This window comes from Burkholderia sp. BCC1988 (genome assembly GCF_905339895.1).
Classification (GTDB): domain Bacteria; phylum Pseudomonadota; class Gammaproteobacteria; order Burkholderiales; family Burkholderiaceae; genus Burkholderia.
On sequence record NZ_CAJPHA010000023.1, the window covers coordinates 22495 to 45925 of the forward strand.

The following is a 23431-nucleotide window of genomic DNA, read 5'->3' on the forward strand; positions in this document are numbered from 1 at the left end:
CGGATCTCACAGGTCGAGGGTCAATGCGGCGCCGCACGCGCGCGATACGCAGGGCATCAGATGGGTGGCGCGCGCGTCGGCGTCCAGGAACGCATCGCGATGCTCGACCGTGCCGTCGAGATAGCGCGTCGCGCACTGGCCGCATGCGCCGCCGCGGCACAGGTTCGGCACGTCGATGCCGGCCGATTCGAGCGCCTCGAGCAGGCTCTGCTCGGCGCCGACCGCGATGCGGCGGCCGCTGCGGCGCAGGTCGACCGCGAACGGCTGGCCCGGCGCCGGCGCCACGAAGGCTTCCCAGTGCACGCGGCCGGCCGGCCAGCCGAGCGCGGCGGCCGCGGCGCGCACCGCGTCCAGCAGGCTTGCGGGGCCGCACACGTAGACGTGCGTGCCGAGCGGCTGCCTTTGCAGCATCGCGATCGCATCGAAGCGTGCGTGCACGCCGTCATAGCCGTGAAAGCGCGCGCCGAGCCGCGCATCGAGCGACGCGCGATAGGCATCCGTCAGGCCCGCGCGGTACGCATGGTGCAACTCGTGGCTCGCTTGCCGGCGCTCGAGTTCCGCGAGATGCGCGATGAACGGCGTGATACCGATGCCGCCCGCGACGAGAACGTGATGGCGCGCGGCGGTGTTCAACGCGAACAGGTTCGCCGGTGCGGTGATGCGCAGGCGCGCGCCGGGTTCCAGACGGTCGTGCACGAACGCGGAGCCGCCGCGTGACGACGCGTGACGGCGCACGGCGATCCGGTAGAGGTTTCGTTCGGCCGGATCGCCCGCCAGCGAATAGGCATTGCGATAGGTGCGGCCGCCGTCGTTCAGCACGACTTGCACGTGGCTGCCGGACGAGAACGCCGGAAGGGGGCCGTCGAGCGCCGTCAGCACCAGTTCGCGCACGACGGGTGTGAGCATGCGGGCTTCGGCCACGCGAACGTCGAGCAGGCTCATGCGCGGTCTCCCGCGCAGGGCTGGTCGGCATCCGCGCAGACGCCGAGATAGGCGCCGAGTCGCGCGGAGAAATGCTGGCGGACACTCAGGCGGACGTCGCATGACGGGCAGGTGACCTCGTCGGGCTCGTCATGCCCGTCGTGCCCGTCGTGCGCATGCGCGGTCCCGCAATGCACGCAGTACACGGTGCGCCGCGTGCCGGACACGGCCGCGGCCACCTCCTCGGGCAGCAGGCCGGCCGCCTGCGCGATACGCCGAATGTGCCAGACGAACGTCTCGTCGCCGCACACATAAAGACGCACGCCGACCGTGCTTTCATCCAGCCGGTGCCGCACCTCGTCTTCTAGCGTGTCGAGCGACGCGTGAAACACGGTCGGCAGGCCGATTGCCTGCAGCTTGCCGAGCGTGACGAGCAGCGCGCTGCCCGGCAGCCCGGCGAGCGCGTTGATGAACGCCGGCAGCGCGTGGAGCGCGTCGCCTTGCGCGACCACGAGATGCGAGCGGGCGTCGGCGCAGGGCTGCAGCGGCGCATAGTGCGGCAAACTCGGCGGCACGAACGGCGTATGGGCCGGTTGCCGGCTGCGGGCTGCGAACGGTTCAATTGAGTGCATCGATCGGCTCCCAAAATGGGGCGTTTGCATCATGAATGGGCGTACGCTCGGCGACGGTCGTGGCGTCACGTTTGCGTTCCTGTTGTTCAACATAGTTTCTTGCCAGTAATTGCCGTTCAATCCTGAAGAGGAGGTACGCCCTAAGAGGTAGCGCGCCGGAACGGCGTCGAAAGGCATGGAACTTGCGTCGTGGTTCGATCCTGGTTTGTCCGTGCCGAACGACCGTGACTCCTGACGACAGCCTGACCGACCGATGCATGCGGCCCGCCGGCGGCGCGTCGTTGCCGACGCGCATGCGTGACGCGCTGCTCGCGTTTCTGGCCGGATACGTCAATGGCGCGCCACGCCACGTGGCGTTTCACGCGTTCTTCACGGGGCTCGCGCGCGAATTGCCGGACGCGCGGATCGTGCTCGCGCTCGATGGCGGCGCGGGCTACGAATCCGCGCCGGACACGCTGGTGCGATGCACGCAGGGGCATCGCTGCAAGCTGCGGCACGGGGCAAGCGACGGCGCATGCGAACTGTGTCCGGACTGCGTCGGGCAGGGTCACGGGCGCGCGGTGCGCGCGCTCGGCGACGCGGTGCTGGTGCTGGACGTCGCGCTGCCGGCGGCGCCGACGCTGCTGATGGACCTCGAGATCGTCGCGATCACGATCCGCGCGGCGCTGATGCGTCGCGCGCCCGCCGACGCGCACGGGCGCGACGCGACGAACCCGTCGGAGGCGCTGACACGCGAGTTGCACGACTCGGTCGCGCAGCAACTGGGCTTCATGTCGTTCCTGGTCGCTCGCCTGCAGCAACAGGACACGACCGGCAACCCGCTGTTGGCCGAACTGCGCACGATGACGACGCGCCTGCAGCGCCAGGTGCGCGAGCTCATCACCAGCGCGCGGCTGACGCTCGACGGGCGCTCGCTGCAGCAGGCGCTGGCCGAGTCGGTCGCGGAATTCTCGCGCCGCTGCGATGTGGTGTTCGAACTCGACAATCGCGTGCCCGACCTGCGGATCGATCCGCGCATCGCGCTGCATATCCTGCAGATCGTCCGTGAAGCGCTGTCGAACGTCGTGCGTCATGCGCAGGCCGGCCATGCGTGGATCACGCTGCGGACCGACGGCGACGGTTTGCAGGTATCCGTCGTCGACGACGGAATCGGGCTCAGCGAGGGATCGGCCGACCTGAACCACTACGGCCTCGACATCTTGCGCGAACGCGCGGCGGCGATCGGCGGACGCATCGCGATCGACAGCGGCGCCTGCCGCGGGACGCGCGTGATACTTGTCGTGCCGGACGGCGCGACATTCGGAGAGACATCCTGATGGAACCGACGACGCTGCTGTTGATCGACGATCACCCGCTGTTTCGCCGCGGCGTGGCCGAATTTTTTGGTGCGACCGGAGAATTTCGCGTGGTCGGCGAATCGTCGAACGGCGCGCAGGGGATTTCGCTCGCGGGCATGCTGCGCCCGGAGCTGGTGCTGATCGATCTGCACATGCCGGGGCTCGGCGGGCTGCAGGTGCTCGACGGGCTCAGGCGCAAGGAAGTCGATTGCGTGAAGGTGCTGCTGACGGCGTCGATGGAGCGCGACGAGCTGCGGGCGGCCGTGCGGCTCGGCGCCGACGGCTACGTGCTGAAGGAGTCGGAGCCGCAAGCGCTGCTCGCCTACGTGCGTAGTTGCATGCGGGGGCTCGTGGTGCTCGACGACGAACTCGCCGACGAAGACGGCGTCGCCGGCGCGCATGCCGACGCGCGGCCGGCCGACCTGACCGCGCGCGAAACCCAGACGCTGACGCTGATCGCCGACGGCATGAGCAACAAGCAGATCGCGCGCGTGCTCGGCATCAGCGAGGGCACGGTGAAGGTCTACGTGAAGAACCTGCTGCGGAAACTGGACGCGCGAACGCGGCTCGAGCTGGCGGCATCGGTGCACCGGCGCGCGATCGGCGCATCGACGCGGGAACGGGGGGCGTGATGAAGGACGGCGCGCGCCTGACTCAGTCTGTTCAGCCAACGCAGCCGTCGAGCGGCGCGTTCGACGTGGACGATTGCCCGCTCGCGCTGCTGAAGCTGGACGGCGCGGGACGGATCGCCGGCTTCAACGTCGCGTGGACCGACGCGATGGAACGGCCCGCGGCCGGTCGGCGCTTTGTCGATTACGTGCATCCGGAGGACCGGCGCATCTGGAGCGGCATGCTGCAGCGTGCGCGGGCGATCTCGCGCGGCGGGGTCCGCGAGCGTCTGCGCTGCGTGCGTCCGGACGGCGAACTGCGCTGGTTCGAGGTGTCGTTGAAGAGAAATGCCGGCGGCTCGTCCGTTGCGCTGTCCGACGTGACGCTCGACCGCCGTCGCGAGACTTCGACGCAGGCACACCTGAGAAGCGTCGCGGGGCTGCTCGACAGCATTCCGGGCCTCGTCTACCGCGGCCGCAACAACCGGCTGTGGACGATGGAGTACGTGAGCGCCGGATGCGAGGGCTTGACCGGCTATCCGCGGCAGTGGTTTCTCGACGGGCATGCGCATGCATTCGGGCAGCTGATCGTGCCCGAGGATGCCGATTACGTGTGGACGGGTGTACAGCAGGCGCTGGCGGTGCGCGGCGTCTTCGATCTGCGGTATCGGATCAGGTGCGCCGACGGACGGATCAAGCCGGTGTGGGAGAACGGCGTCGGGATTTATTCGGCGAGCGGCGAGGTGTTGGGCGTCGAGGGCGCGATCTTCGAAGTGCGGCCGGGCGACCGGTCGGGCGCCTGAGCGGCCGACGCATTCGCGCGGCCAGCCGCGCCCGCGCCGGATTGCCGGCGCGAAAGCGCGACGCCCGGTCGTGAACCGGGCGTCGTTTCGATTCGCGCGTAACCGCGACGGCGCGCTTATGGCGCGAACCAGTGCGTCGCAACGACGACCGCCACGCCGAGCAGCAGCGTCAGGTACGGCAGATAGCCGGCCTTGCGCGGCTGCATGCTGCCGGACAACGCCATGTCTTCCCGCATCTGGTCCGGGAAGCGGCCCTTGTCGGTCACGTAATGCCGCCAGGCGAACACCGGCAGGATCAGCGCGGCGAACATGAGGCCCGAGACCAGCGTGCCCTTGCCCCACACGTCGGCGCCGAACCCCATCAGCGCGAGGTTGACGAACGACAGCAGCGTGCCGAGCGCGAGCAGCCAGCGCGGCGCCCTGAAGGGGCGCGGCCAGTTCGCGCGGTCGAGGCGGTGGATCCAGGCCGCGTTCAGGTTGAGGAAGTTGAAGATGATGTACCCGACGTTCGACATCGCGAGCACGACGGTGTAGTCGGACATCAGCAGCAGAAACAGGTTGAAGCCGAGATCGGTCCACATCGCGCGGGTCGGCGCGCCGTTCTCGTTCACGTGCGACAGGTACTTCGGCAGCCATCCGTCGACCGATGCCTGATACAGCGTGCGCGACGATCCGGCCATCGACGTCATGATCGCGAGCACCAGCGCGAATACCAGCATCGGTTTCAGGATGTACTCGCCCCGGTTGCCGACGTGCACGATCTGCGTCATGGCTTCGGCGACGCCCATGCCGCTGAAGATGCCCGGCGACAGCACGCCGTCGTAGACGGCCGCCTGCGTGACGTTGCCGGCCGCATCCTTCACTTCGGGCGTGACGAGCTGGCCGAGGCCCAGCGCGCCCTGGAACGCGAGCGGGACCATCGTGAAGAACACGATGCACAGCAGGCCGGAATAGACGATGGCCTTGACCGTGTCGCGGCGCGGATCGCGAAACTCGCGCGTGTAGCAGACCGCCGTCTCGAAGCCGTAGGTCGACCATGCGGCGATGAACAGGCCGCCCGCCATCAGCTGCAGGCCCGCCAGATTCCATGTGCCGTCGATGACGCGGCCGGCCGCATCCTTCGCGAGCGGGTAGAGCGGCAGCAGGTGCGACTTGGGCAGGTCGCCGTTCAGGATCGGATAGACGCCGACGAGCAGCAGCGGCAGCAGCGCGGCGATCGCGAGAATCATCTGGAGTTTTGCGGCCTGCAGGATGCCGCGATGCTGGACCGCGAAGGTCGCGAGCAGGATGATCGCGCCGATCACGAAGGTCGCGTTGATGCGCAGCGACAGGCCGCTCGCGAGCCAGCCGAGATCGAGCAGCGTGATTTGCCAGGTGTTGATCGCAGCCGTGGCCGGGAACAGCATGTTCAGCACATAGCCGGCGCCCATGCCCGAGCCGATCGCCAGCACCGGCGACCACGCGAACCAGTTGCACCACACGGACAGCGGCGCGAGCAGCTTGCTGTAGCGCACCCACGCGATCGCACCGTACACCGATGCGCCGCCCGACTTGTGCGGAAAGAGTCCTGCAATCTCCGCGTAAGAAAACGCCTGGACGAAGCCGAACAGGATCGAGATCATCCATACGATCCACGACGGCTTGCCGACGGTGGCCGCGATGGAGCCGATCGAGAAGAGCACGAGCGCGGGCACGCCGCTCGCGACCCAGAACGCGCCGGTCCAGCTTATCTTGCGCTGAAGTCCGGCCGTCTCGCCATGCGCGGCGGGGAAATCCGCCGGTGCGCTGTCAGGGAGGGAACTCATGGGGGTCTCCGTCAAGTCGGGTTGGGTACGATGCGATCAACGATCGTTGGCCAATAACGCGCAAACAACTCTCTTGAAGAGGTACTCCTTCCGAGAGAGAACCGGCGTCGCACGGCGACGGAGGGGCGATGCCGGCACGCGCTCGGGCGCGCATGTGCGGAAATCGCGCAGGCGAAGCGGGGTGCGCTTCGTTAGGTTGACGAAGAAACTGGAACGAAGGGATGGTGTCCGGTGAGTGGTGCGCCGCGACCCGAGCATGGGCGGATCATTCGAAACGTTCGTTGCCCACGCGTCGTCGCCTGTCCGGGTAGTTCCGCCGGCCGCCGCGCTCTGGCGTGACCCGCACGCTGTTGCGCGCGTTGATCGCGATTTCCTCGTGGTTCGCGTTCGAGACGAACACCGACGACAGCCGGTCCAACGTCAGCTTGCCGTCCGGCTTCGAATACTCGACCGGCGCGCATCAGCGCGGCGTCACTGACGGTTGTCTGAATCGTCGCGAGCAGGCCGCGTTCGGCCTCTGCCCGGATTACGCGTCCCAAGTTGTCGCATTAGTTCGCCCGCGCCGCAGGACGGTTGTAAGCAATTGCGGCGGCACGGCGCCACGCGAGCCGGCACCCGGGACCCGCCGGGCCTTTCATCGCGCCCCACAAAAAAGTCTTGACTATCTATCTACGAGTAGATAAAGTTCGATCCATGGAAACGAAGACAACCGTCCGCGAACAGATTCTCGACCACGCGATCACGCTGATGATGCTGCGCGGTTACAACGGCTTCAGCTATCGAGACCTGTCCGATCTGGTTGGCGTGAAGACGTCGAGCATCCACTACTACTTCCCGTCGAAAGACGATCTCGTTCTGGAAGCGGTGGCGGCGTACAGCGACGAAGTGCTCGCGGCGATGCGTGCGATCGATCCGGCATTGCCGGCCGACGTCAAGCTGAGCCTCTACACGAAGCTGTTCGGCAGAACGCTCGGCGACGGCAATCAGATCTGTCTGTGCGGCATGCTCGCGGCGGACATCGAATCGTTGCCGGAGCGCGTGCGGCAGGCGGTTCAGGCCTTTTTCAAGGCCAACGAGAACTGGCTCGCCGAGTTGCTGGCGCAGGGCGCGAAGGAGCGCACGCTGCAGTTCAGCGGCACGCCGGAAACGGCGGCGCGCACGTTGTACGCGGCGTTCCAGGGCAGCGTGCTGGCCAGTCGGCTGTTTCATACGCGGGCGCGTCTCGAGGATGTCGAGGCCGTCTGGAAAACCCGGTCCTGACGGACGGGGCAGGCAGTCAGGCGGTTCGCCGCCTTTTGTTGGGGTTAGTTATCTATCTCGTAGTAGATAGATGATCGGGCGGATGGATTCGATCATCCGCATTTTTTGGGGATATATGTCTATCTATGAGTAGATAAACAGGCGTGATGCCGGCGGCCAGGCCGTCGGCGCGCGATCCCGGGTTGGAAGGCTGTTTCACTCACTCATCATTGAAAAGGAGTCTGTCATGTCGATCGAAAAAGTGCTGTACCGCGCTCATGCAAAAGCCACCGGCGGCCGCGACGGCCGTGCCACGGTGCCCGAAAGCGGTCTCGACCTGAAGCTGACCACGCCGCGCGAACTCGGCGGTGCAGGCGGCGCCGGCGCGAACCCCGAGCAACTTTTCGCGGCCGGCTACAGCGCGTGCTTCATCGGTGCGATGAAGTTCGTCGCGGCCCGCGACAAGATCGCGATTCCCGCGGATGCCGCGATCGAAGGCAGCGTCGGCATCGGCGCGATCCCGAACGGCTTCGGCATCGAAGTCGAACTGAAGATCTCGCTGCCGGGCCTCGACCGTGAAACCGCGCAAACGCTGATCGACCGCGCGCACATCGTCTGCCCGTACTCGAACGCGACGCGCGGCAACATCGACGTCACGCTGACGCTCGTCTGATCGCACGCACTACGAAGTAATCCGTCGTCATTCATTGCATACACCGGTTGAGCCAAGGAGTCTCATCATGAAGATCGTCAAGCCGCTGCTGATCGCCGCTGCCGTTGCGGCCGCGTTGTTCACCGCCCCCGCCGCCTTTGCCGCCGGCAGCGACGGCGTCCGTCCCGATACGGCGACCAGCGGGTTGCTCGCCGTGCTGAACGGCCAGAAGGGGCCGGGCCTCGAAACGCTGAGCCCCGCGAAGGCGCGTCAGGTGCTGGTCGATGCCCAGCGCGGCGCGAAGGTCGACCTGTCCGGCATCGACGTGTCGAACCGCACGATCGAGCAGGACGGCCTGTCGGTGCCGATCACGATCGTGCGTCCGCAAGGAGTGGCGGGCACGCCGCCGGTGTTCATGTTCTTCCATGGAGGCGGCTGGATTCTCGGCGACTTCCCGACGCATGAGCGCCTGGTGCGCGATCTGGTGGTGCAATCGGGCGCCGTCGCGGTGTTCGTGAACTACACGCCGTCGCCGGAAGCGCATTACCCGGTCGCGATCAACCAGGCGTATGCGGCGACGAAGTGGGTCGCCGCGCACGGCGCGGAAATCGGCGTCGACGGCAGCCGCCTCGCGGTGGTCGGCAACAGCGTCGGCGGGAACATGGCGGCCGTCGTCGCGCTGATGGCGAAGGACAAGGGCGGCCCGGCGATCCGCTTCCAGGGCCTGTTGTGGCCCGTGACGGACCACGACTTCAATACCGGTTCGTACAACGCGTATCAGCAGGGGCACTTCCTGACCCGGCCGATGATGAAGTGGTTCTGGGACGCCTATACGAAGAACGAAGCGCAACGCAACGAGATCTACGCGTCGCCGCTGCGTGCGAGCACCGCGCAGTTGAAGGGATTGCCGCCCGCGCTGATCCAGGTCGCGCAGTTCGACGTGCTGCGCGACGAAGGCGAAGCGTACGGCCGCAAGCTCGACGCAGCCGGCGTCGATGCGACGACCACGCGCTACGACGGTACGATTCACGACTTCGGTCTGCTGAACGCGCTGGCCGAGGATGCGCCGACCAAGGCGGCGATGAAGGCGATGGCCAACGAAATCGCCACGCGCCTGAAGTAGGGCTGCGAGCGGCATTCGAACGGGTTCGAATGCGAACGGCGGAGCGGCGGGCTCGGGTCCGCCGCTTTCGCGTGGGGGGCGGGGCGACAGGTGCGTCGAAACGCGAGCCCGGCGGCCGGATCGAAGCGGCCCGATGCCGATGCCGATCGCGTGATGGCCCGCGGTGCCCGCCGCGCCCATTGTTGGTACGATCGCGCGTATCGTCCACGCCGGCGTCGCATGCCGCCGGCCCATCGGCTGCACGGTCACGCGGCCACGTTCGGGAGAAGCGCTTCATGCTGCAGGCGTTCGCGGTCTTGCTGACCTTCCAGTGTCTCGGGGAAGGGGTGTCCTACCTGTTCGGCCTGCCGGTGCCGGGCCCCGTGATCGGCATGCTGCTGCTGTTCGGTTTCGTGATGCTGCGCCCGCGGGTGGCCGACGCAATCGAGCCGACCGCGCTCGAGCTGCTGCGCCATCTGTCGCTGCTGTTCGTGCCGGCCGGCGTCGGCATCATGGTGTCGGCCGACCGCGTGCGCGGCGATGCGCTGGCGGTCGTCGTCGCGCTGGCGGTGAGCACGTCGCTCGCGATCGCCGTGACGGCGCTCGTCACGCGCGCGTTGCTGCGGCGCCAGCGGCGCGCGGACGGCGCGGCGGAGGGCACGCAATGACGGCCTTCCCGAAACTCGGCGCGATCTGGGTCTACCTCGCCGCGACCCCGCTGCTCGGCCTGACGATCACGCTGATTGCCTACCTGATTGCGCAGGCCGTCTATGCGCGGGCGCGCTTCAACCCGCTCGCGAACCCGGTGCTGATCGCGGTCGCGCTGATCGTCGTGCTGCTGACGATCACGCACACGCCGTATCCGACGTATTTCGAGGGCGCGCAGTTCGTCCACTTCCTGCTCGGCCCGGCGACCGTCGCGCTGGCGCTGCCGCTGTACCGCCAGTGGTCGAAGCTGCGGCGCGCCGCGGTGCCGCTGCTCGTCGGGCTGCTGGCGGGCTCGCTGACCGCGATCGTGTCGGCGGTCGGCATCGCCGCGCTGTTCGGCGCGTCGCACCAGACGATCGCGTCGCTCGCGCCGAAATCCGCGACCACGCCGATCGCGATGGCCGTCGCGCAGGAAATCGGCGGGATTCCGTCGCTGACCGCCGTGCTGGTGATCTCGACCGGCATCTTCGGCGCCGTGTGCGCCCGCGCGATCCTGAACGCGCTGCGCATCGACGAGCCGGCCGTGCGCGGTTTCGCGCTCGGCGTCGCGTCGCACGGGATCGGCACCGCGCGCGCGTTCCAGGTCAGCGAGGAGGCCGGCGCGTTCGCGGGCCTCGGGATGGGGCTGAACGGCGTGCTGACCGCATTCGTCGTGCCGATCCTGCTGCCGGTGCTGTCGCGCTGGATCTGAGCGGCGCAGGGCAGCGGCGGCGCGCGATGCTATCGGTTTCCCTGATGGCCGAGCCCCCCGCGCCGGCCCGCCGGGCGCCTGCCGCGGATGTATCGTGGCCGTTATCGGGAGAATTCAGGAACCGGCACGGACATTTGTGCAGCGATCGGCTAACGTTGCATCGGCGCCGTGGCGGCACGCCGACGTCCGTCGCGTGCGGGCCGGCGTTCGACCCACATCCAACAATCGACAAGGAGAACCGGTCATGACGAAGTCTCGCGTGGTTTCGGTGGCAGTGGCAGTAACGGCGTCGTTCGGTCTGCTGTTGACCGCGGCGCCGGCGGCATATGCGCAGGATCCGGCGTCCGCGCCCATTGAGAATCCGGCATCCGCACCGACGCAGAAGCAACTCGACAAGGCGCAGAAGAAAGCTGCCCGCAAGGCAGCGCGCGCGCGTCACGCGAAGGACCTGAAGGCGATCGGCACGGGCACCGGCTACCGGCTCACCAACGACCAGAGCAACTATCCGCAGAACGCGGTGGAGAAGGCGCCCGCGACGAAGGCGGCGCCGGCGCCGGCCGCGCCTGCATCGGGCCAGTAACGGCCGCAAACGGCTGCAAACGGCCGCAGGCGGCCGGCAAGGGCCGACGTTGGTTCAATGAAAAACGGCGCCGGGTTCGACCGGCGCCGTTCGCTCGTGTGTGTGCCGCGCAAGCGCCACGCGCCGCGGCCCCGGGGCCCCGGGGCTTCCCGGCACGCGCGGCATTCGTTCGCGTTACGACGCGAGCTTCGCGGCGAGTTCCGCGACGTGCTTGCCCTGGTAGCGGGCGATGTCGAGTTCGTTCGCGCTCGGCTGGCGGCTGCCGTCTGCGCCCGCGAGCGTGGTCGCGCCGTACGGCGTGCCGCCCGTGATCTCGTTCATGTTGACGAGCCCGCTGCATGCATAGGGCACGCCGACGATCACCATCCCGTGGTGCAGCAGCGTCGTGTGGAACGACGTGATGGTGGTTTCCTGGCCGCCGTGCTGCGTGCCGGTCGACGCGAACACGCTGCCGATCTTGCCGACGAGCGAGCCCTTCATCCACAGGCCGCCGGTCTGGTCGAGGAACGTGCGCATCTGGCCGGCCATGTTGCCGAAGCGGGTCGGCGTGCCGAAGATGATCGCGTCGTAACCGGCGAGTTCGTCCACGGTGGCGACGGGGGCGGCCTGGTCGACCTTGACGCCGATCGCCTTCGCCTGGTCGGCGGGAATGGTTTCCGGCACGCGCTTGAGCGTGACCTCGACGCCGGGCACCGATTGCGCGCCCTCCGCGACGTGCTGCGCCATCGTTTCGATGTGCCCGTAGGACGAGTAGTAAAGAACGAGTACCTTGGCCATGTTGCGAATCTCCGATTAAGAAGGCCCCGCCTTCAGCGGGGCCCGAGGTTCCAAGCAGGCGTCACGCCCACTCGGCCGTCACTTCGACCGGACGCAGGTCGAATACCAGCACTTCGGCATCCTTGCCGTCGGCGAACGTCAGCGCCTGTTCGTCGCGGATGCGCGCGCCGTCGCCTTCGCCGAGCGTCACGCCGTTGACCGTCACGCTGCCGCTTGCGACATGCACGTAGGCGAAGCGGCCCGGTGCCAGTTCGAGCGTGGCGCGCTCGTCGCCGTCGAACAGGCCCGCGTAGATCCGCGTGTCCTGGCGGATCTTCAGCGAACCGCCGCTGCCGTCGGGCGACACGATCGGCGTGAGCTTGCCGCGCTTGTCGGCTTCCGCGATGTTCGTCTGCTGATAGCGCGGCTCGGCACCCTTCTCGGACGGTCCGACCCAGATCTGCAGGAAGTGGACGGGCGTCTCGTGCGAGTGGTTGAACTCGCTGTGACGCACGCCGGTACCCGCGCTCATCAACTGGACGTCGCCCGGCACGATCACCGACCCGGTGCCCATCGAATCCTTGTGCTCCAGCGCACCGTCGAGCACGTACGACAGGATTTCCATGTCGCGGTGCGGGTGCGTGCCGAAGCCGCGGCCCGGCGCGACGCGGTCGTCGTTGATCACCAGCAGGTCGGAGAAGCCGACTTGCTTAGGATCGTAGTAGTTCGCGAAAGAAAACGTGTGACGGGAGCTGAGCCAGCCATGCTCGGCACGGCCACGTTGGTTTGCTGCACGAGTCTCGATCATGATTTTTCCTGGATGTCGCCGGACCTCGGAAGTGGGCCCGGCCGTTCGTTGAGATGAATCTTAGGTCAATCTATTTGACAAATAAATGGCCGTGGAGATAATGACTGTCGCTATGGAGTGGACAATATGGAACTCAACGACCTGAGGATCTTCGTCGCGACCGTCGATGCAGGCAGCTTCACGGCGGCGGCCGACCAGCTGATGCTGTCCAAGCAGTTCGTGAGCCGGCGCACGATGGCGCTCGAGGCGTCGCTCGGCGTGCGTCTGCTGCATCGCAACACGCGCAATCTCGCGGTCACGGAATCGGGGCAGGAGTTCTATGCGCGCGCGCAGCGGATCCTCGCCGAGGTCGCCGACGCCGAGCAGGCGATGTCGGTGCGCAGCACCGAGCTGCACGGCTCGCTGAAGATCAGCGCGCCGCTGTCGTTCGGGATCACGCACGTGTCGCCGCTGATCGCGGAATTCCTGTCCGCGCATCCGGCCGTGCGGCTGAACGTCGACCTGACCGACCGGCGCGTCGACCTGATCGGCGAGGGCTTCGATCTCGTGCTGCGGATCGGCACGCTCGAGGATTCGACGCTGATCGCGCGAGCGCTCGGCGCGTGGCAGATGATCGCGTGCGCGAGCCCCGCTTACCTGAAGCGGCACGGCGCGCCCGCGACGCCGGCCGACCTCGCCGGCCATACGTGCCTGATGTACGGGCGCGAGCGGCGCGTCGGCTGGGAATTCCGGGTCGACGGGATGGCGCGCACCTTCGACGTGCAGGGGCCGCTCGTCGCGAACAACGGCGAAGTCGTGCGCGACGCGGCGATCGCGGGGCTCGGCATCGCGCTGCTGCCGCATTTCATCGTCGGCGCGGCGCTCGACAGCGGCGCGCTCGTGCCGGTGCTCGACGCGTACGCGCCGCCGCCGATCACGCTGAACGCGGTGTTTCCGCAGCACCGTGAAGGGTTCGTCACGCTGCGGACGTTCATCGGGTTTCTGGCCGAGCGGCTGGGGAAGGCCGTGCCGGCGGCGAACGGCGGCGCGGACCGGCGGCGGTAGAGGCGCGGGCGTGCGGCGCGTGCGGTGAATCGAAGCGTAATCTCCGCAGGATTTGCGGAGATTGTTGGGTCATGCGGAGAATCGGTGGGATAATCTCCGCATCATGAGCGGAGATTACACCTTCATCTGGCAGTCGTCCGACTGGCCCGCCTGGCGCTTCGACCTCCCGGCACTCGCGACGTCACTGGCCGATGTCAGCCGTGCGCAAGGTGCGCTGGCCGGGAGGCTGGCGGATGTCGGCCTTGCACTGCGCGATGAGGCCAGCCTGGCCGCATTGACGGAGGATGTCGTCAAGACCAGCGCCATCGAGGGCGACAACCTGAATGTCGCATCGGTCCGATCATCGATTGCGCGCCGGCTCGGCGTCGATATTGGGGCGCTGGCGCCGGTTGATCGCCATGTCGAGGGCGTGGTCGACATGGTGCTGGACGCGACGGCCCGTTCGGCGGAGGCGGTGACCGAAGCCCGGCTGCGCGGGTGGCATGCGGCGCTTTTTCCGACCGGCTATGCCGGGATGTCGCGGATCACCGTCGGCGCGTGGCGTACGGATGCGAGCGGGCCGATGCAGGTGGTGTCCGGGCCGATCGGCCGGCAACGCATGCATTTCGAAGCGCCGCCTGCCGCGCGCCTGCCGAACGAGATCGAGCGCTTCCTGCGGTGGTTCAATGCGACGCCGGTCGAGCCCTTGCTGATCCGGGCCGGCCTGGCCCACCTCTGGTTCGTCACGCTCCACCCGTTCGACGACGGCAACGGCCGTATCGCACGCGCGCTTGGGGATCTGGTTCTGGCGCGCGCTGATCGGAGCCCGCAGCGCTTCTATAGCCTGTCGGCGCAAATCCAGCGCGAGCGCAATGCGTATTACGACGTGCTGGAGCGCACGCAGCGCGGTGCGCTGGACGTCACGGCATGGCTCGCGTGGTTTCTGGATGCGCTGGGTCGGGCCGTCGATCACGCGCACACGACGCTCGATGCGGTTCTGGTCAAGGCGCGCTTCTGGCAGCGATGTGCGGGCCTCGCGATGAACGAACGTCAGGTCAAGGTGATGAATCGCCTGCTCGATGGTTTCGAAGGGAAGCTGACGACCAGCAAGTGGGCCGCCCTCGCGAAGTGCTCGCAAGACACGGCGCTTCGCGATATCGAGCAACTCGTCGCGCGCGGTGTGCTGCATCGCTCGTCGTCCGGTGGCCGGAGCACGAGTTACGAACTGGTGCCATTTGACGGCTGACGGCTGACGCGTGCTTGCGCTGCCGGCGTTCGCGCGTGTCGCCATCAGAGCGCGGACAGGCAAGGCATCGTGCGCTTGATCTGTGTGGATGGCGCGCCCGGTTCGGGTTACGCTTCGGCGGGCGGGGCGAGTGCCGCATGCCGCGCCGGGCATTTTTACCTCGAACGTTGCGGGCATGGCGTTTCTACAGGCCCGTGAACCAGCGACGATCCAGGCCATGACAACCCAGAACCGATCGAGTGCTCGCGCCGGCGAGCGAGGGCAAGCCGCGCTTCGCGGCCGGCATGCGTGGAGCGTGAGCCCGCGAGCCGCCATGATGTTGGCAATACTGACGATCGCGCCGATGGCCGCGCATGCGGCCGGCTTCGACTGCGCGAAAGCCGCTTCGCCGACCGAGAAGGCGATCTGCGCGGACGCCGGGCTGTCGAAGCTCGACGGCCAGCTGGCGGCGGCGTGGAAGAAGACGCTCGCGAAAGGCGGCGATACCGCCGCGCTGAAGGCGGCGCAGTTGAAATGGCTCAAGCAGCGCGATCGTTGCGGCAACGATGCATCGTGCCTTGGCGATCGCTATCGCGAGCGGCTCGCGAGCCTGAACGGCGCGCCGCTTGCGGCCGACCGCTGGCAACAGACGTGGTATCGCGACAGCGACAACCCGTCGTTCGGCGGCGTGCTGACGTTCACCGGCACGGCACCGCGTCTGCACTTCGAACTGAGCGGCAACAACGGCGCGAATACCGGCGGACTCGGCGGCGATATCGACCTGCACGGCGAGCGCGGCACGTTTCGCCAGGATCGATGCCGGCTCGATTTCAGCCGCAAGGGCGGCCGCGTCCAGGTCGCGCAGCAGGGCGGCGATGCCGATTGCGGCGCCGGTGCGGGCGTCGTGTATTCGGGCGAGTACGTGACGGCGTCGAAGGCGCAGGCGAGCCAGGCGGCTGACCTCGTGACGCTGAAGGTGCTGGCCGACGCGCACCAGAACGCGATCGCACACACGCTGCTCGGCGCCGACTATCAGACGCTCGTCGATACGATCAACACCAGCGCGGACGAGCAGGATCTTGACGGCCTGAACGCCGACGTGAAGTCGTACTGGGTGCGCGGCATCGCGACGACGAACGCCGCGATCGTGATGCGTCGGGACACAGAATTGTGGATCGGGCTGCTCGTGTTCGATGCCCATGACAAGGTGCGCATGCGCTACTACTCGAACGTGCCGGCGTGGAAAAAGACCGTGCCGAAGACCATTCGCGCCTGGCACGACAATCTCGACAAGACGCTGCCGATCGATTTGATGTGATCCGGCGGGCGGATGCGCCGGGCGTGACAAGGCCCTGGTCTTGGGCCAACGCGCTTCGCGATCGACGGCCGGCCATCCTGGCGACTGTCTTCAAGCTCGGCCGTGATGCGAGCGGCATCCGGCAAGATGTGCGCACCGGAAGCGATCTACCTCGCTGTCTCGGGGTGGGGCAAATTCGGCGGCGAACCGTGGGTTCACGATTCGCTGATCGCTGACAGCTGCCCGTCATTCGAGCGTATACGTCAGCGTGCCATATCCCAGTTGATCGAAGCCGCCGCTGTTGGGACCATAGTCGCCACCGCCGCCTTCCGGCGCGACCTTGCGGGCAAAGGCCTCGACGTCCGGCGCGGAGAGCCCTTTCAGCACGACGTAGTGGTTATAGACGAGTGCCCATACAGGGCGCTCGTTTCCGCGCGAATTCGGCGAGATGACGGGCTGCGTGACGTCGCTGTTCGTGTATTGCGTGTAAGGCACGTCCTTCCCGAGGTTGTATCGAGCGGCGTATTCCGCTGCGCGCAGGAACCGGTTGTCGTCATATCCGTAAAGATCGTCTCCCTGGCTCCAGGCCATCTGGCAGAACGCCCCGAGCAGCGCAATATCGAGCATGGCATGCCCCTGGTCGCGCCCGCTTTCCTGCAGCTGACCCAGCCCGTCCGGATACAACTTCCACACCACGTGTTCGATCGAGCCGTTGCCGGCGCCATGCCTGAAATAGTCGACCGCTTCGGCGTAGATGTCGTGGCGATCGGTCAGGATCCCGATCGCCAGCATGGACGCCATGTTGGCGAGATCCCAGTTGGCCCAGTAGTGGTCGATCCTTGCGCCGTTGTGCCGAACCAGGAAGTCGTGGTTCATCGGATAGAACACGCCGAGCATCATCGACTGGAAGCGCCGGAAATCGTCGGCGCGCCACAGCGGAGACGTGCGCAGGATTTCGCCCGCGTTCGCCAACTGGTAGCCGTAGATACCGGAAGCCAGGAACTTGTCGGAACTGCCGCCGATCGTCGTCAGCGTGCGCGACCACGCGTTCAGGACTCCTATCGCGTGTTGCGCATAGGCGTCGTCGCCGGTGATCTTCCACCGAAGTGCCAGCGCGTAGGCCGCGGCGGCATCATTGAAGAGCGTCGCGTAATTTTCCGGGTGGTCGGGGTTTCGGCCGCGATAGATGGCCGGCTGCGGATTCGGCTTCCAGTCGAGCGAAGCATGCCGATTGGCAACCAGGCGTTGCCAGCCGTCGAACCAGGGCTGCCGCCGCGCGGCGACGTTCTCACGCATGCGCGTGAAATCGCTCGCCGTATGCAGCAGGCCGGGGTGCACAAAAGGCGCGCCGGCCATCCGGGCGCCGGGCACGGTCTTCAGCTGCGTGCCGGTGTGCGATCGAGATGAAACGGTCGCGTCGGCAGGGTGCTGCGCCACGGCGGCGCACGCGCCCAGCATCGCCACGCAAAGAACGCAAAGCGTGGCTGCTGTTCGCAAGGACGGACGAAATGCCATATGGCTCCGATGATGGTCGCGCGGTCTTGCCGAAAAGAACCGGCATGGATTCGAACAGCGACCGTCGCACGATGAACGGGCCGCCGGGAGAAAGCCGCGTTGCCGAGTATGAACGGTCATCGCGACGCGACGGTTGACAGTAAGCATGCCGTAAAGAATCGTTTGGATTCTTCGCATGCCTTGCGCCCGGCCGCTATCTCTTGTGCAACTGCCGCCCCCCTCGAATGTCACATCCTGCGATCGATTTGGCGCGCATTGCATGTATCCGATCGCGGTTCAACAGCTAAGCTGTTACCGCACACCGGACCCCGTCCGGCCATCATCGACTTTTGGTGCACACCCATGGCACGCAACCTCACTTTCTCTCTGGATATCGCATGGCGCACGCTGCTGAAGGACTTCGGCGTGCAGCCCGACCACGTGCTGCGCAGGGCGCGTCTGCCTGAAGACCTGTTTCACCGCGCAGATCGCGGGCTAGACACCGACGAGTACTTCCGCTTCTGGCGCGCGCTGGAGCTGGAAGCGAACGACCCCATGTTTCCGTTGCGCCTCGTCGAGATGGTCTCGGCCGAGGTATTCGATCCGCCGCTGTTCGCCGCCCTGTGCAGTGCCAACCTGATGCAGGCGGTGCAGCGCCTGGCCAAATACAAGCAACTTGTGGCGCCCATGAGGCTCGAGGTCGACGTGGATGAGGCCGGATCGCTGACGGTGTCGCCGCGCTGGTTGTCGGTGCAGACCGAGTTGCCCTATTCGCTGCAGGTCGCCGAGGTCGCGTTCTTCCTGCGGCTGGCTCGCCTGGCCACACGCGAGCCCGTGCAGGCATTGCGGGTGGCCCTGCCACAGCTTCCGCCCGCTAGCTGTGCGCCGCGCTACCAGCGCTTCTTCGGCGTGCCCGTTCAACGTGGCGAGCGTCCGGCCATTACCTTTGGCGCCGCCGATGCCCTGCGCCCGTTCCTGACCGTGAACGAAGGCATGTGGCGCGTGTTCGAGCCCGAACTGCGCCGTCGGCTCAGCGAACTGGACGCCACAGCCACGATGGCCGAGCGCGTGCGTGCGGTGCTGCTGGAGCTGCTGCCCGGCAACACGGCCACCATCGAGAAAGCCGCCGAGCGCCTGGGGCTCAGCAAGCGCACGCTACAGCGCCGCCTCGAAGACGAAGGGGAGAGTTTCCGCTCGCTGGTGAACACCACCCGGGAAAGTCTTGCCCGCCACTACCTCGGGAGCACGACGATGACTGCCGGCGAAATCGCCTTCCTGCTCGGTTTCGAAGATCCCAACTCCTTTTACCGCGCCTTCCTGGAATGGACCGGGCAGACGCCGGATACCGCGCGCAATGCCATGCGCCTGAACTGAGAACGACACTCATGACCCTGCAAGAGAAACAACGCAAAGTGCTGCTGGCAGGTGCCACCGGACTCGTGGGCGGCCTGATGCTGAAGGCCCTGCTGGCCGACCGGACTGTCTCGGAGGTCCATGCGCTGAGCCGCCGCCCGCTGGCTGTGCGCGACCCCAGGCTCCAGGTCCACCAGGTGGATTTCGGCCGCTTGCCCACGCTGGCGCAGGTCGACGAGGTGTACCTGTCCATGGGCACGACGATCAAGGTGGCGGGCAGCAAGGCGGCCTTCCGAGCGGTGGACTTCGATGCCAACCTGGCCGTGGCGCAGGCCGCATTTGCGGCGGGGGCGCGGCGCGTGGGGCTGGTCAGCGCCGCAGGGGCGAATGCCCGGTCGTCCATGTTCTATACCCGCGTCAAGGGCGAACTGGAAGATGCGCTCAAGGCCATGCCCTTCACGGCGCTGGTCATCGCGCAACCTTCGCTGCTGCTGGACTACCGGGACGGCCTGGGCCAGGCCACGCGGTACGGCGAGATCATCGCGATCCCCGTCGCCAGACTGCTCGCGCCGATCCTCCCCGGCGCCTACAAGCCCGTACACGCCGAGGCCGTTGCCCAGGCGCTGGTACGAACCGTTCCCACGTCCCGGGGCGTGGTGGTCCTACCTTCTGCCGAGCTGGCCCGGCTGGGCGCCGCGCAGAATTGAGCGAGATGGGAACGCGTCGGCTGCGCGCAGGCCTGCCTTTGATGCTGGCGATCGACGTGCTGATCGCTCCACCGATCGCGCCCGCGGGCATGGACGATGCCGAGGGCCGGGAAACGGCGCGGCACCTGGGCTACGAGGCTGTCGTCGCGCAATTGCCTGCCATCCGGTCGGTCTTGCAGCGCCACGGCCTTGCAGCCCAGGTTGCACAGGCGCGAACGAAATCGCCCTGAGCCACGTTCAGGCTGGCGCCGATCGCCATCCCTCTGGCGCGCGTGGCGAGTTCGCTGCGCAGCGTGGCCCTCTATGGTGAAGGCATCTTCACTCCATGAGGTTTCGCGATGATCGCCCGACGCAATCTTCTTTCCGCCGCCCTGCTGATTGGGCTGCTGGCCAGCCAGACGACCTTCGCGCAGGACGGCTGGTCGCTCGCCAGGCAGGCCGATGGCATCAGGGTCTACGTGCGCAACGTCGACGGATCGCCGCTGCGCGAATTCCGCGGCGAGGTGCAGATCCGGGCTACCCCCGATGACGTCGTCAAGGTGCTGCGTGACGCCGATGCCTACCGTCAATGGATGCCCGACGTGGCCGCTTCCGAACTGCTCAAGGCCACCGACACCGAGCAGTTCCATTACCTGGACAACAAGGCGCCCTGGCCGGTCTCCAACCGCGACGGCATCTATCACTTCACCTACACGAAGGCCGGCGACGGCGCGGTCACCGTGCGCGTGGAGGCGGTCCCCGACTACCTGCCGTTGCGCGAGGGCAAGGTGCGGATTCCGCAGGCCAAAGGTCAGTGGAAGCTGGTGCCCGACGCGGAGGGTGTGAAAGTCACCTATCAGATGCATGCATCCCCCGGCGGCGCCATTCCCGACTGGCTGGCCAACCGGACAGTGGTGGACACGCCCTACGGGACGCTCAAGGCACTGCGCAGCCGTGTGCAGGAGGCCGGCCGATGAACATCGCGCCCCGTGCGGCGGCGCGGATCGCAAGCCGTTTGGCACATGACGCGAGGCAAGCGGCCTGCTTTTCCTGAAAAGCTAGCGGCAACTCAACAAACGAGGTGCGGCATGTCCACCACAGGAAAGAGAAAAACGGCTTTGGTCACCGGCGCATCGTCAGGCATGGGCAAGGCCATTGCGCAGCGTCTGATCGAGGACGGCTATCAGGTCTATGTCGCTGCGCGCAGTGTCGACAAGATGGACGACCTGGCGCGACTCGGCGCCGAGCCTCTGCGCATGGACCTCTCCAGGGACGACGAGATCGTCGATGGCGTCAAGTTCATCCTGTCCCGGACGGGCGGGGTGGACGTGCTGGTCAACAACGCGGGCTTCGGCCTGTATGGGCCGGTCGAGGAAATCGGCATCGACGAGGCGCGCTACCAGTTCGAGGTCAATCTGTTCGGCGCTGCGCGGCTCACGCAACTCCTGCTGCCGGCCATGCGGGCCAGGCGCTCGGGATACGTCGTCAACATCACCTCGATGGGCGGCAAGATGTACAGCATCCTGGGGGCCTGGTACCACGCGACCAAACACGCACTGGAAGGCTGGTCGGACTGCCTGCGCCTCGAAGTGGCCGAGTTTGGCATCAAGGTCGTGATCGTCGAACCCGGCGTGATCGAGACGGGCTTCGGTGATGCCGCCACCGACAGCATCGTCAAGCGCTCGGCCAGCGGCCCGTATGGCCGCCTGGTGCAGATGGTGGCCAAGTCGATCAAGAAGACATACGGACACGGCACCGGTAGCGATCCGCGCGTGATCGCGGACGTGGTCTCCAAGGCCGTCTCCAGTCGCAAGCCGCGCACGCGCTATGCGGCCGGCAAGTTCGCCAAGATGCTGATCCGCATGCGCGTCTGGCTGGGCGACCGCATGTTCGACCGCATCATCCTCAGTCAGACGCGCTGACAGACCGTACGGCTTTTTTCCCCAACATGGAGGTATGCGATATGACATCGAAAGTCTGGTTCATCACGGGCGCCGCACGCGGATTCGGGCGCATCTGGGCAGAAGCCGCGCTGGCGCGCGGCGACAGGGTGGCTGCAACGGCCCGCAACGCGGGCTCACTGGACGTGCTTGCGGAGCGCCATGGCGACCGCGTACTTCCCCTGGCCCTGGACGTGACCGATGCGCAGCAGGTTGCGGACGCAGTCACGCAGGCGCACCAGCATTTCGAGCGGCTCGACGTGGTGCTGAACAACGCCGGCTACGCGTTGGTCGCCGCGATCGAAGAAGCCACGGTCGACGACGTGAAAGCCGAATTCGAGACGAATTTCTTCGGTGCGCTGCGCGTCATCCAGGCGGCGCTGCCTGTCCTGCGCAGCCAGGGCAGCGGGCATATCCTGGGCGTCTCCAGCGTAGCGGGCATCGTGGCCGGTCCCATTTCCGGCTTCTACAACGCCTCCAAGTGGGCGCTGGAAGCCCTGCACGACAGCCTGGCGCAGGAAGTCGCCAACTTCGGCATCAAAGTGACGCTGATCGAGCCCGGTGCCTACGCGACCGACTTCGCGAGTCCCGCGTCCCTGAAGATCTCCCAGGGGCTGGAGGCCTACGCCGCGCTGCGTCAGCAAGCGTTCGCGCGGGGTGCGGCCATGGAATTCGGCGAACCGCAGGCCACGGCGCAGGCCGTGCTGCAGGTGGTCGATACGGACAAGCCGCCGTTGCGTCTGTTCCTGGGCACCGAGGGCATGCCCGTCGTGCGCGCGGCCTACGCGGCGCGACTGGCCGAGTGGGAGCAATGGGAGGCCGTATCGAATGCGGCCCAGGGCGTCTCGATCCGCCAGGCCATCGTCAGCTGAGGTCATGCGGTGGCCGGTGGTATCGGCATGTCCGGTGCGTGCGGTTCGGCGTGTTCGCGGGCCGAGGGGCTGCGCAACTGCGCTGGCCGGCCCACCGCCGACCGCCGGCTGCCTTTGCATGGAAGGGAAAGCCGCGATAGCCCTTTCGTGTGCGATGCCTCCGCCGGCCGCCTATGACGCGTTTGTTACGTGACAATTGTCCACTAAACCGAGACAGCCAATCTTGTTATGGCGGATTGATGATTTCCGGTGAGACAGTAGACTGCACCCGTGCTTCGCCAGAACCGTTCCGCAGCGCGCCACGACGGCGCGACCGGACGGATTCTTCGGCAGCGGGCCGGCCGGCCCGCGGTTCGATCGTGCGAGGCGGGTTCGTTGTCGATCCGTGAGTTCGCCGTTGCGGCGGACGTCGGCACCGAATGCGTCAAACCGTCAAATCAAGGTGATTGCTATGCGTTACGTTTCGCTGGAGTCGAAGAAGGACGAGCTGCTGCTGGCGGCTCGCGTGCTGCTGATGATCCTGTTCGTGCTGTTCGGCTGGCAGAAGCTGAACGGCTTCTCGGGCACGGTCGCGTACATGGCGTCGACGGGTGCGCCGTCGCCGGAGCTGTCGGCGGTGATCGCGGTGGCGGTCGAGCTGGTCGGCGGTGCGCTGATCGCGGTCGGGTTCTATACGCGTCCGCTCGCGCTGGTGTTCGCGGTCTATACGCTCGCGACCGCGTTGATCGGGCATCGCTACTGGGCGCTGCAGGGCATGGACCAGTACCTCGCGATGATCAACTTCTACAAGAACATCAGCATCATCGGCGGGCTGCTGTTGCTCGCGGTGAGCGGGCCGGGGCGGTATTCGTTCGACCGGAAGTAAGCGGCGCGAGAATTCGTGCTGCACGACGGGCCCG

26 protein-coding genes are annotated in these 23431 nt (G+C 66.9%); 19 read left to right on the top strand and 7 right to left on the bottom strand.

Annotated features, from left to right (window positions below):
• Positions 1 to 6: 6 nt before the first annotated feature.
• Positions 7 to 942, bottom strand: a complete 936-nt coding sequence (locus tag U4012_RS28165; RefSeq protein ID WP_321802422.1) for a PDR/VanB family oxidoreductase — start codon at positions 940 to 942, stop codon at positions 7 to 9.
• Positions 939 to 1553: a dimethylamine monooxygenase subunit DmmA family protein gene (locus tag U4012_RS28170; protein WP_321802424.1), complete on the bottom strand. Its 615-nt coding sequence runs from the start codon at positions 1551 to 1553 to the stop codon at positions 939 to 941. Before U4012_RS28170 ends, U4012_RS28165 begins: the two co-directional genes overlap by 4 nt.
• A 224-nt stretch (positions 1554 to 1777) precedes the next feature.
• Between U4012_RS28170 and U4012_RS28175 the strand changes: the two genes are divergently transcribed.
• Genes U4012_RS28175 through U4012_RS28185 form a run of 3 tightly spaced genes read left to right on the top strand, consistent with a single transcriptional unit; the run spans position 1778 to position 4301 of the window.
• Positions 1778 to 2869 (top strand): sensor histidine kinase, encoded by a 1092-nt coding sequence (locus tag U4012_RS28175; protein WP_321802426.1) that lies wholly within the window; start codon positions 1778 to 1780, stop codon positions 2867 to 2869.
• On the top strand, positions 2869 to 3522 hold the full coding sequence (locus U4012_RS28180) for a response regulator (protein ID WP_124488086.1): 654 nt from the start codon (positions 2869 to 2871) through the stop codon (positions 3520 to 3522). Before U4012_RS28175 ends, U4012_RS28180 begins: the two co-directional genes overlap by 1 nt.
• A complete protein-coding gene (locus U4012_RS28185; RefSeq protein WP_321802618.1) occupies positions 3522 to 4301 on the top strand; it encodes a PAS domain-containing protein in 780 nt (259 codons plus the stop codon). Before U4012_RS28180 ends, U4012_RS28185 begins: the two co-directional genes overlap by 1 nt.
• 116 nt (positions 4302 to 4417) lie before the next feature.
• On the opposite strand, the gene U4012_RS28190 is transcribed toward U4012_RS28185, so the two are convergent.
• Both U4012_RS28190 and U4012_RS28195 read right to left on the bottom strand, forming a co-directional pair.
• Positions 4418 to 6106 carry an APC family permease gene (locus tag U4012_RS28190; RefSeq protein ID WP_321802429.1) on the bottom strand — a complete coding sequence of 563 codons (1689 nt, stop codon included), beginning with the start codon at positions 6104 to 6106 and terminating at the stop codon, positions 4418 to 4420.
• A gap of 265 nt (positions 6107 to 6371) precedes the next feature.
• Positions 6372 to 6524 (bottom strand): hypothetical protein, encoded by a 153-nt coding sequence (locus tag U4012_RS28195; RefSeq protein WP_321802431.1) that lies wholly within the window; start codon positions 6522 to 6524, stop codon positions 6372 to 6374.
• Positions 6525 to 6799: 275 nt separating this feature from the next.
• On the opposite strand from U4012_RS28195, the gene U4012_RS28200 reads away from it, so the two are divergent.
• The 6 genes from U4012_RS28200 to U4012_RS28225 all read left to right on the top strand — a co-directional run bounded on the left by U4012_RS28200 (position 6800) and on the right by U4012_RS28225 (position 11078).
• Positions 6800 to 7366 carry a TetR/AcrR family transcriptional regulator gene (locus U4012_RS28200; RefSeq protein ID WP_124488085.1) on the top strand — a complete coding sequence of 189 codons (567 nt, stop codon included), beginning with the start codon at positions 6800 to 6802 and terminating at the stop codon, positions 7364 to 7366.
• Between the two features lie 226 nt (positions 7367 to 7592).
• A complete protein-coding gene (locus tag U4012_RS28205) occupies positions 7593 to 8018 on the top strand; it encodes an organic hydroperoxide resistance protein (protein ID WP_011880657.1) in 426 nt (141 codons plus the stop codon).
• A 67-nt stretch (positions 8019 to 8085) separates the two neighbouring features.
• On the top strand, positions 8086 to 9120 hold the full coding sequence (locus U4012_RS28210; RefSeq protein WP_321802440.1) for an alpha/beta hydrolase: 1035 nt from the start codon (positions 8086 to 8088) through the stop codon (positions 9118 to 9120).
• Between the two features lie 275 nt (positions 9121 to 9395).
• A complete protein-coding gene (locus U4012_RS28215; protein WP_044847703.1) occupies positions 9396 to 9767 on the top strand; it encodes a CidA/LrgA family protein in 372 nt (123 codons plus the stop codon).
• Positions 9764 to 10498, top strand: a complete 735-nt coding sequence (locus U4012_RS28220; protein ID WP_124571249.1) for an LrgB family protein — start codon at positions 9764 to 9766, stop codon at positions 10496 to 10498. Before U4012_RS28215 ends, U4012_RS28220 begins: the two co-directional genes overlap by 4 nt.
• Before the next feature lie 244 nt (positions 10499 to 10742).
• The gene (locus tag U4012_RS28225; protein ID WP_044847701.1) at positions 10743 to 11078 is read left to right on the top strand and encodes a hypothetical protein; all 336 of its coding nucleotides are present in this window, start codon (positions 10743 to 10745) and stop codon (positions 11076 to 11078) included.
• A gap of 174 nt (positions 11079 to 11252) precedes the next feature.
• On the opposite strand, the gene wrbA is transcribed toward U4012_RS28225, so the two are convergent.
• Together wrbA and U4012_RS28235 are read right to left on the bottom strand one after the other, a co-directional pair.
• Positions 11253 to 11855, bottom strand: coding sequence for an NAD(P)H:quinone oxidoreductase (gene wrbA / locus U4012_RS28230; RefSeq protein ID WP_321802445.1), 603 nt, complete (start codon positions 11853 to 11855; stop codon positions 11253 to 11255).
• 61 nt (positions 11856 to 11916) lie between these two features.
• Complete coding sequence (locus U4012_RS28235; protein WP_321802448.1) at positions 11917 to 12642, bottom strand: pirin family protein; 726 nt, start codon at positions 12640 to 12642, stop codon at positions 11917 to 11919.
• 126 nt (positions 12643 to 12768) lie between these two features.
• Here U4012_RS28235 and U4012_RS28240 point away from each other — a divergent pair, with 126 nt between their 5' ends.
• The 3 genes from U4012_RS28240 (at position 12769) to U4012_RS28250 (ending at position 16208) form a co-directional block, all read left to right on the top strand.
• The gene (locus U4012_RS28240) at positions 12769 to 13686 is read left to right on the top strand and encodes a LysR family transcriptional regulator (protein ID WP_321802449.1); all 918 of its coding nucleotides are present in this window, start codon (positions 12769 to 12771) and stop codon (positions 13684 to 13686) included.
• A gap of 103 nt (positions 13687 to 13789) precedes the next feature.
• Positions 13790 to 14911, top strand: a complete 1122-nt coding sequence (locus tag U4012_RS28245) for a Fic family protein (RefSeq protein ID WP_321802451.1) — start codon at positions 13790 to 13792, stop codon at positions 14909 to 14911.
• Between the two features lie 313 nt (positions 14912 to 15224).
• Positions 15225 to 16208: a lysozyme inhibitor LprI family protein gene (locus U4012_RS28250; protein WP_321802453.1), complete on the top strand. Its 984-nt coding sequence runs from the start codon at positions 15225 to 15227 to the stop codon at positions 16206 to 16208.
• 225 nt (positions 16209 to 16433) lie between these two features.
• Here U4012_RS28250 and U4012_RS28255 read toward each other — a convergent pair whose 3' ends face one another.
• On the bottom strand, positions 16434 to 17702 hold the full coding sequence (locus U4012_RS28255) for an alginate lyase family protein (protein WP_321802455.1): 1269 nt from the start codon (positions 17700 to 17702) through the stop codon (positions 16434 to 16436).
• 342 nt (positions 17703 to 18044) lie between these two features.
• On the opposite strand from U4012_RS28255, the gene U4012_RS28260 reads away from it, so the two are divergent.
• The 7 genes from U4012_RS28260 (at position 18045) to U4012_RS28290 (ending at position 23397) form a co-directional block, all read left to right on the top strand.
• Positions 18045 to 19055: an AraC family transcriptional regulator gene (locus U4012_RS28260; RefSeq protein ID WP_321802458.1), complete on the top strand. Its 1011-nt coding sequence runs from the start codon at positions 18045 to 18047 to the stop codon at positions 19053 to 19055.
• Between the two features lie 11 nt (positions 19056 to 19066).
• Positions 19067 to 19741: an NAD(P)H-binding protein gene (locus U4012_RS28265; RefSeq protein ID WP_321802460.1), complete on the top strand. Its 675-nt coding sequence runs from the start codon at positions 19067 to 19069 to the stop codon at positions 19739 to 19741.
• 41 nt (positions 19742 to 19782) lie between these two features.
• Positions 19783 to 19971 (top strand): hypothetical protein, encoded by a 189-nt coding sequence (locus tag U4012_RS28270; RefSeq protein ID WP_321802462.1) that lies wholly within the window; start codon positions 19783 to 19785, stop codon positions 19969 to 19971.
• Positions 19972 to 20079: 108 nt separating this feature from the next.
• On the top strand, positions 20080 to 20697 hold the full coding sequence (locus U4012_RS28275; RefSeq protein ID WP_044847693.1) for an START domain-containing protein: 618 nt from the start codon (positions 20080 to 20082) through the stop codon (positions 20695 to 20697).
• A gap of 111 nt (positions 20698 to 20808) precedes the next feature.
• On the top strand, positions 20809 to 21642 hold the full coding sequence (locus tag U4012_RS28280) for an oxidoreductase (RefSeq protein WP_321802464.1): 834 nt from the start codon (positions 20809 to 20811) through the stop codon (positions 21640 to 21642).
• Positions 21643 to 21683: 41 nt separating this feature from the next.
• Positions 21684 to 22532: an SDR family NAD(P)-dependent oxidoreductase gene (locus U4012_RS28285; protein WP_321802466.1), complete on the top strand. Its 849-nt coding sequence runs from the start codon at positions 21684 to 21686 to the stop codon at positions 22530 to 22532.
• Positions 22533 to 22983: 451 nt separating this feature from the next.
• Positions 22984 to 23397 carry a DoxX family protein gene (locus tag U4012_RS28290; protein WP_044847690.1) on the top strand — a complete coding sequence of 138 codons (414 nt, stop codon included), beginning with the start codon at positions 22984 to 22986 and terminating at the stop codon, positions 23395 to 23397.
• The last annotated feature ends 34 nt before the right edge of the window (positions 23398 to 23431 follow it).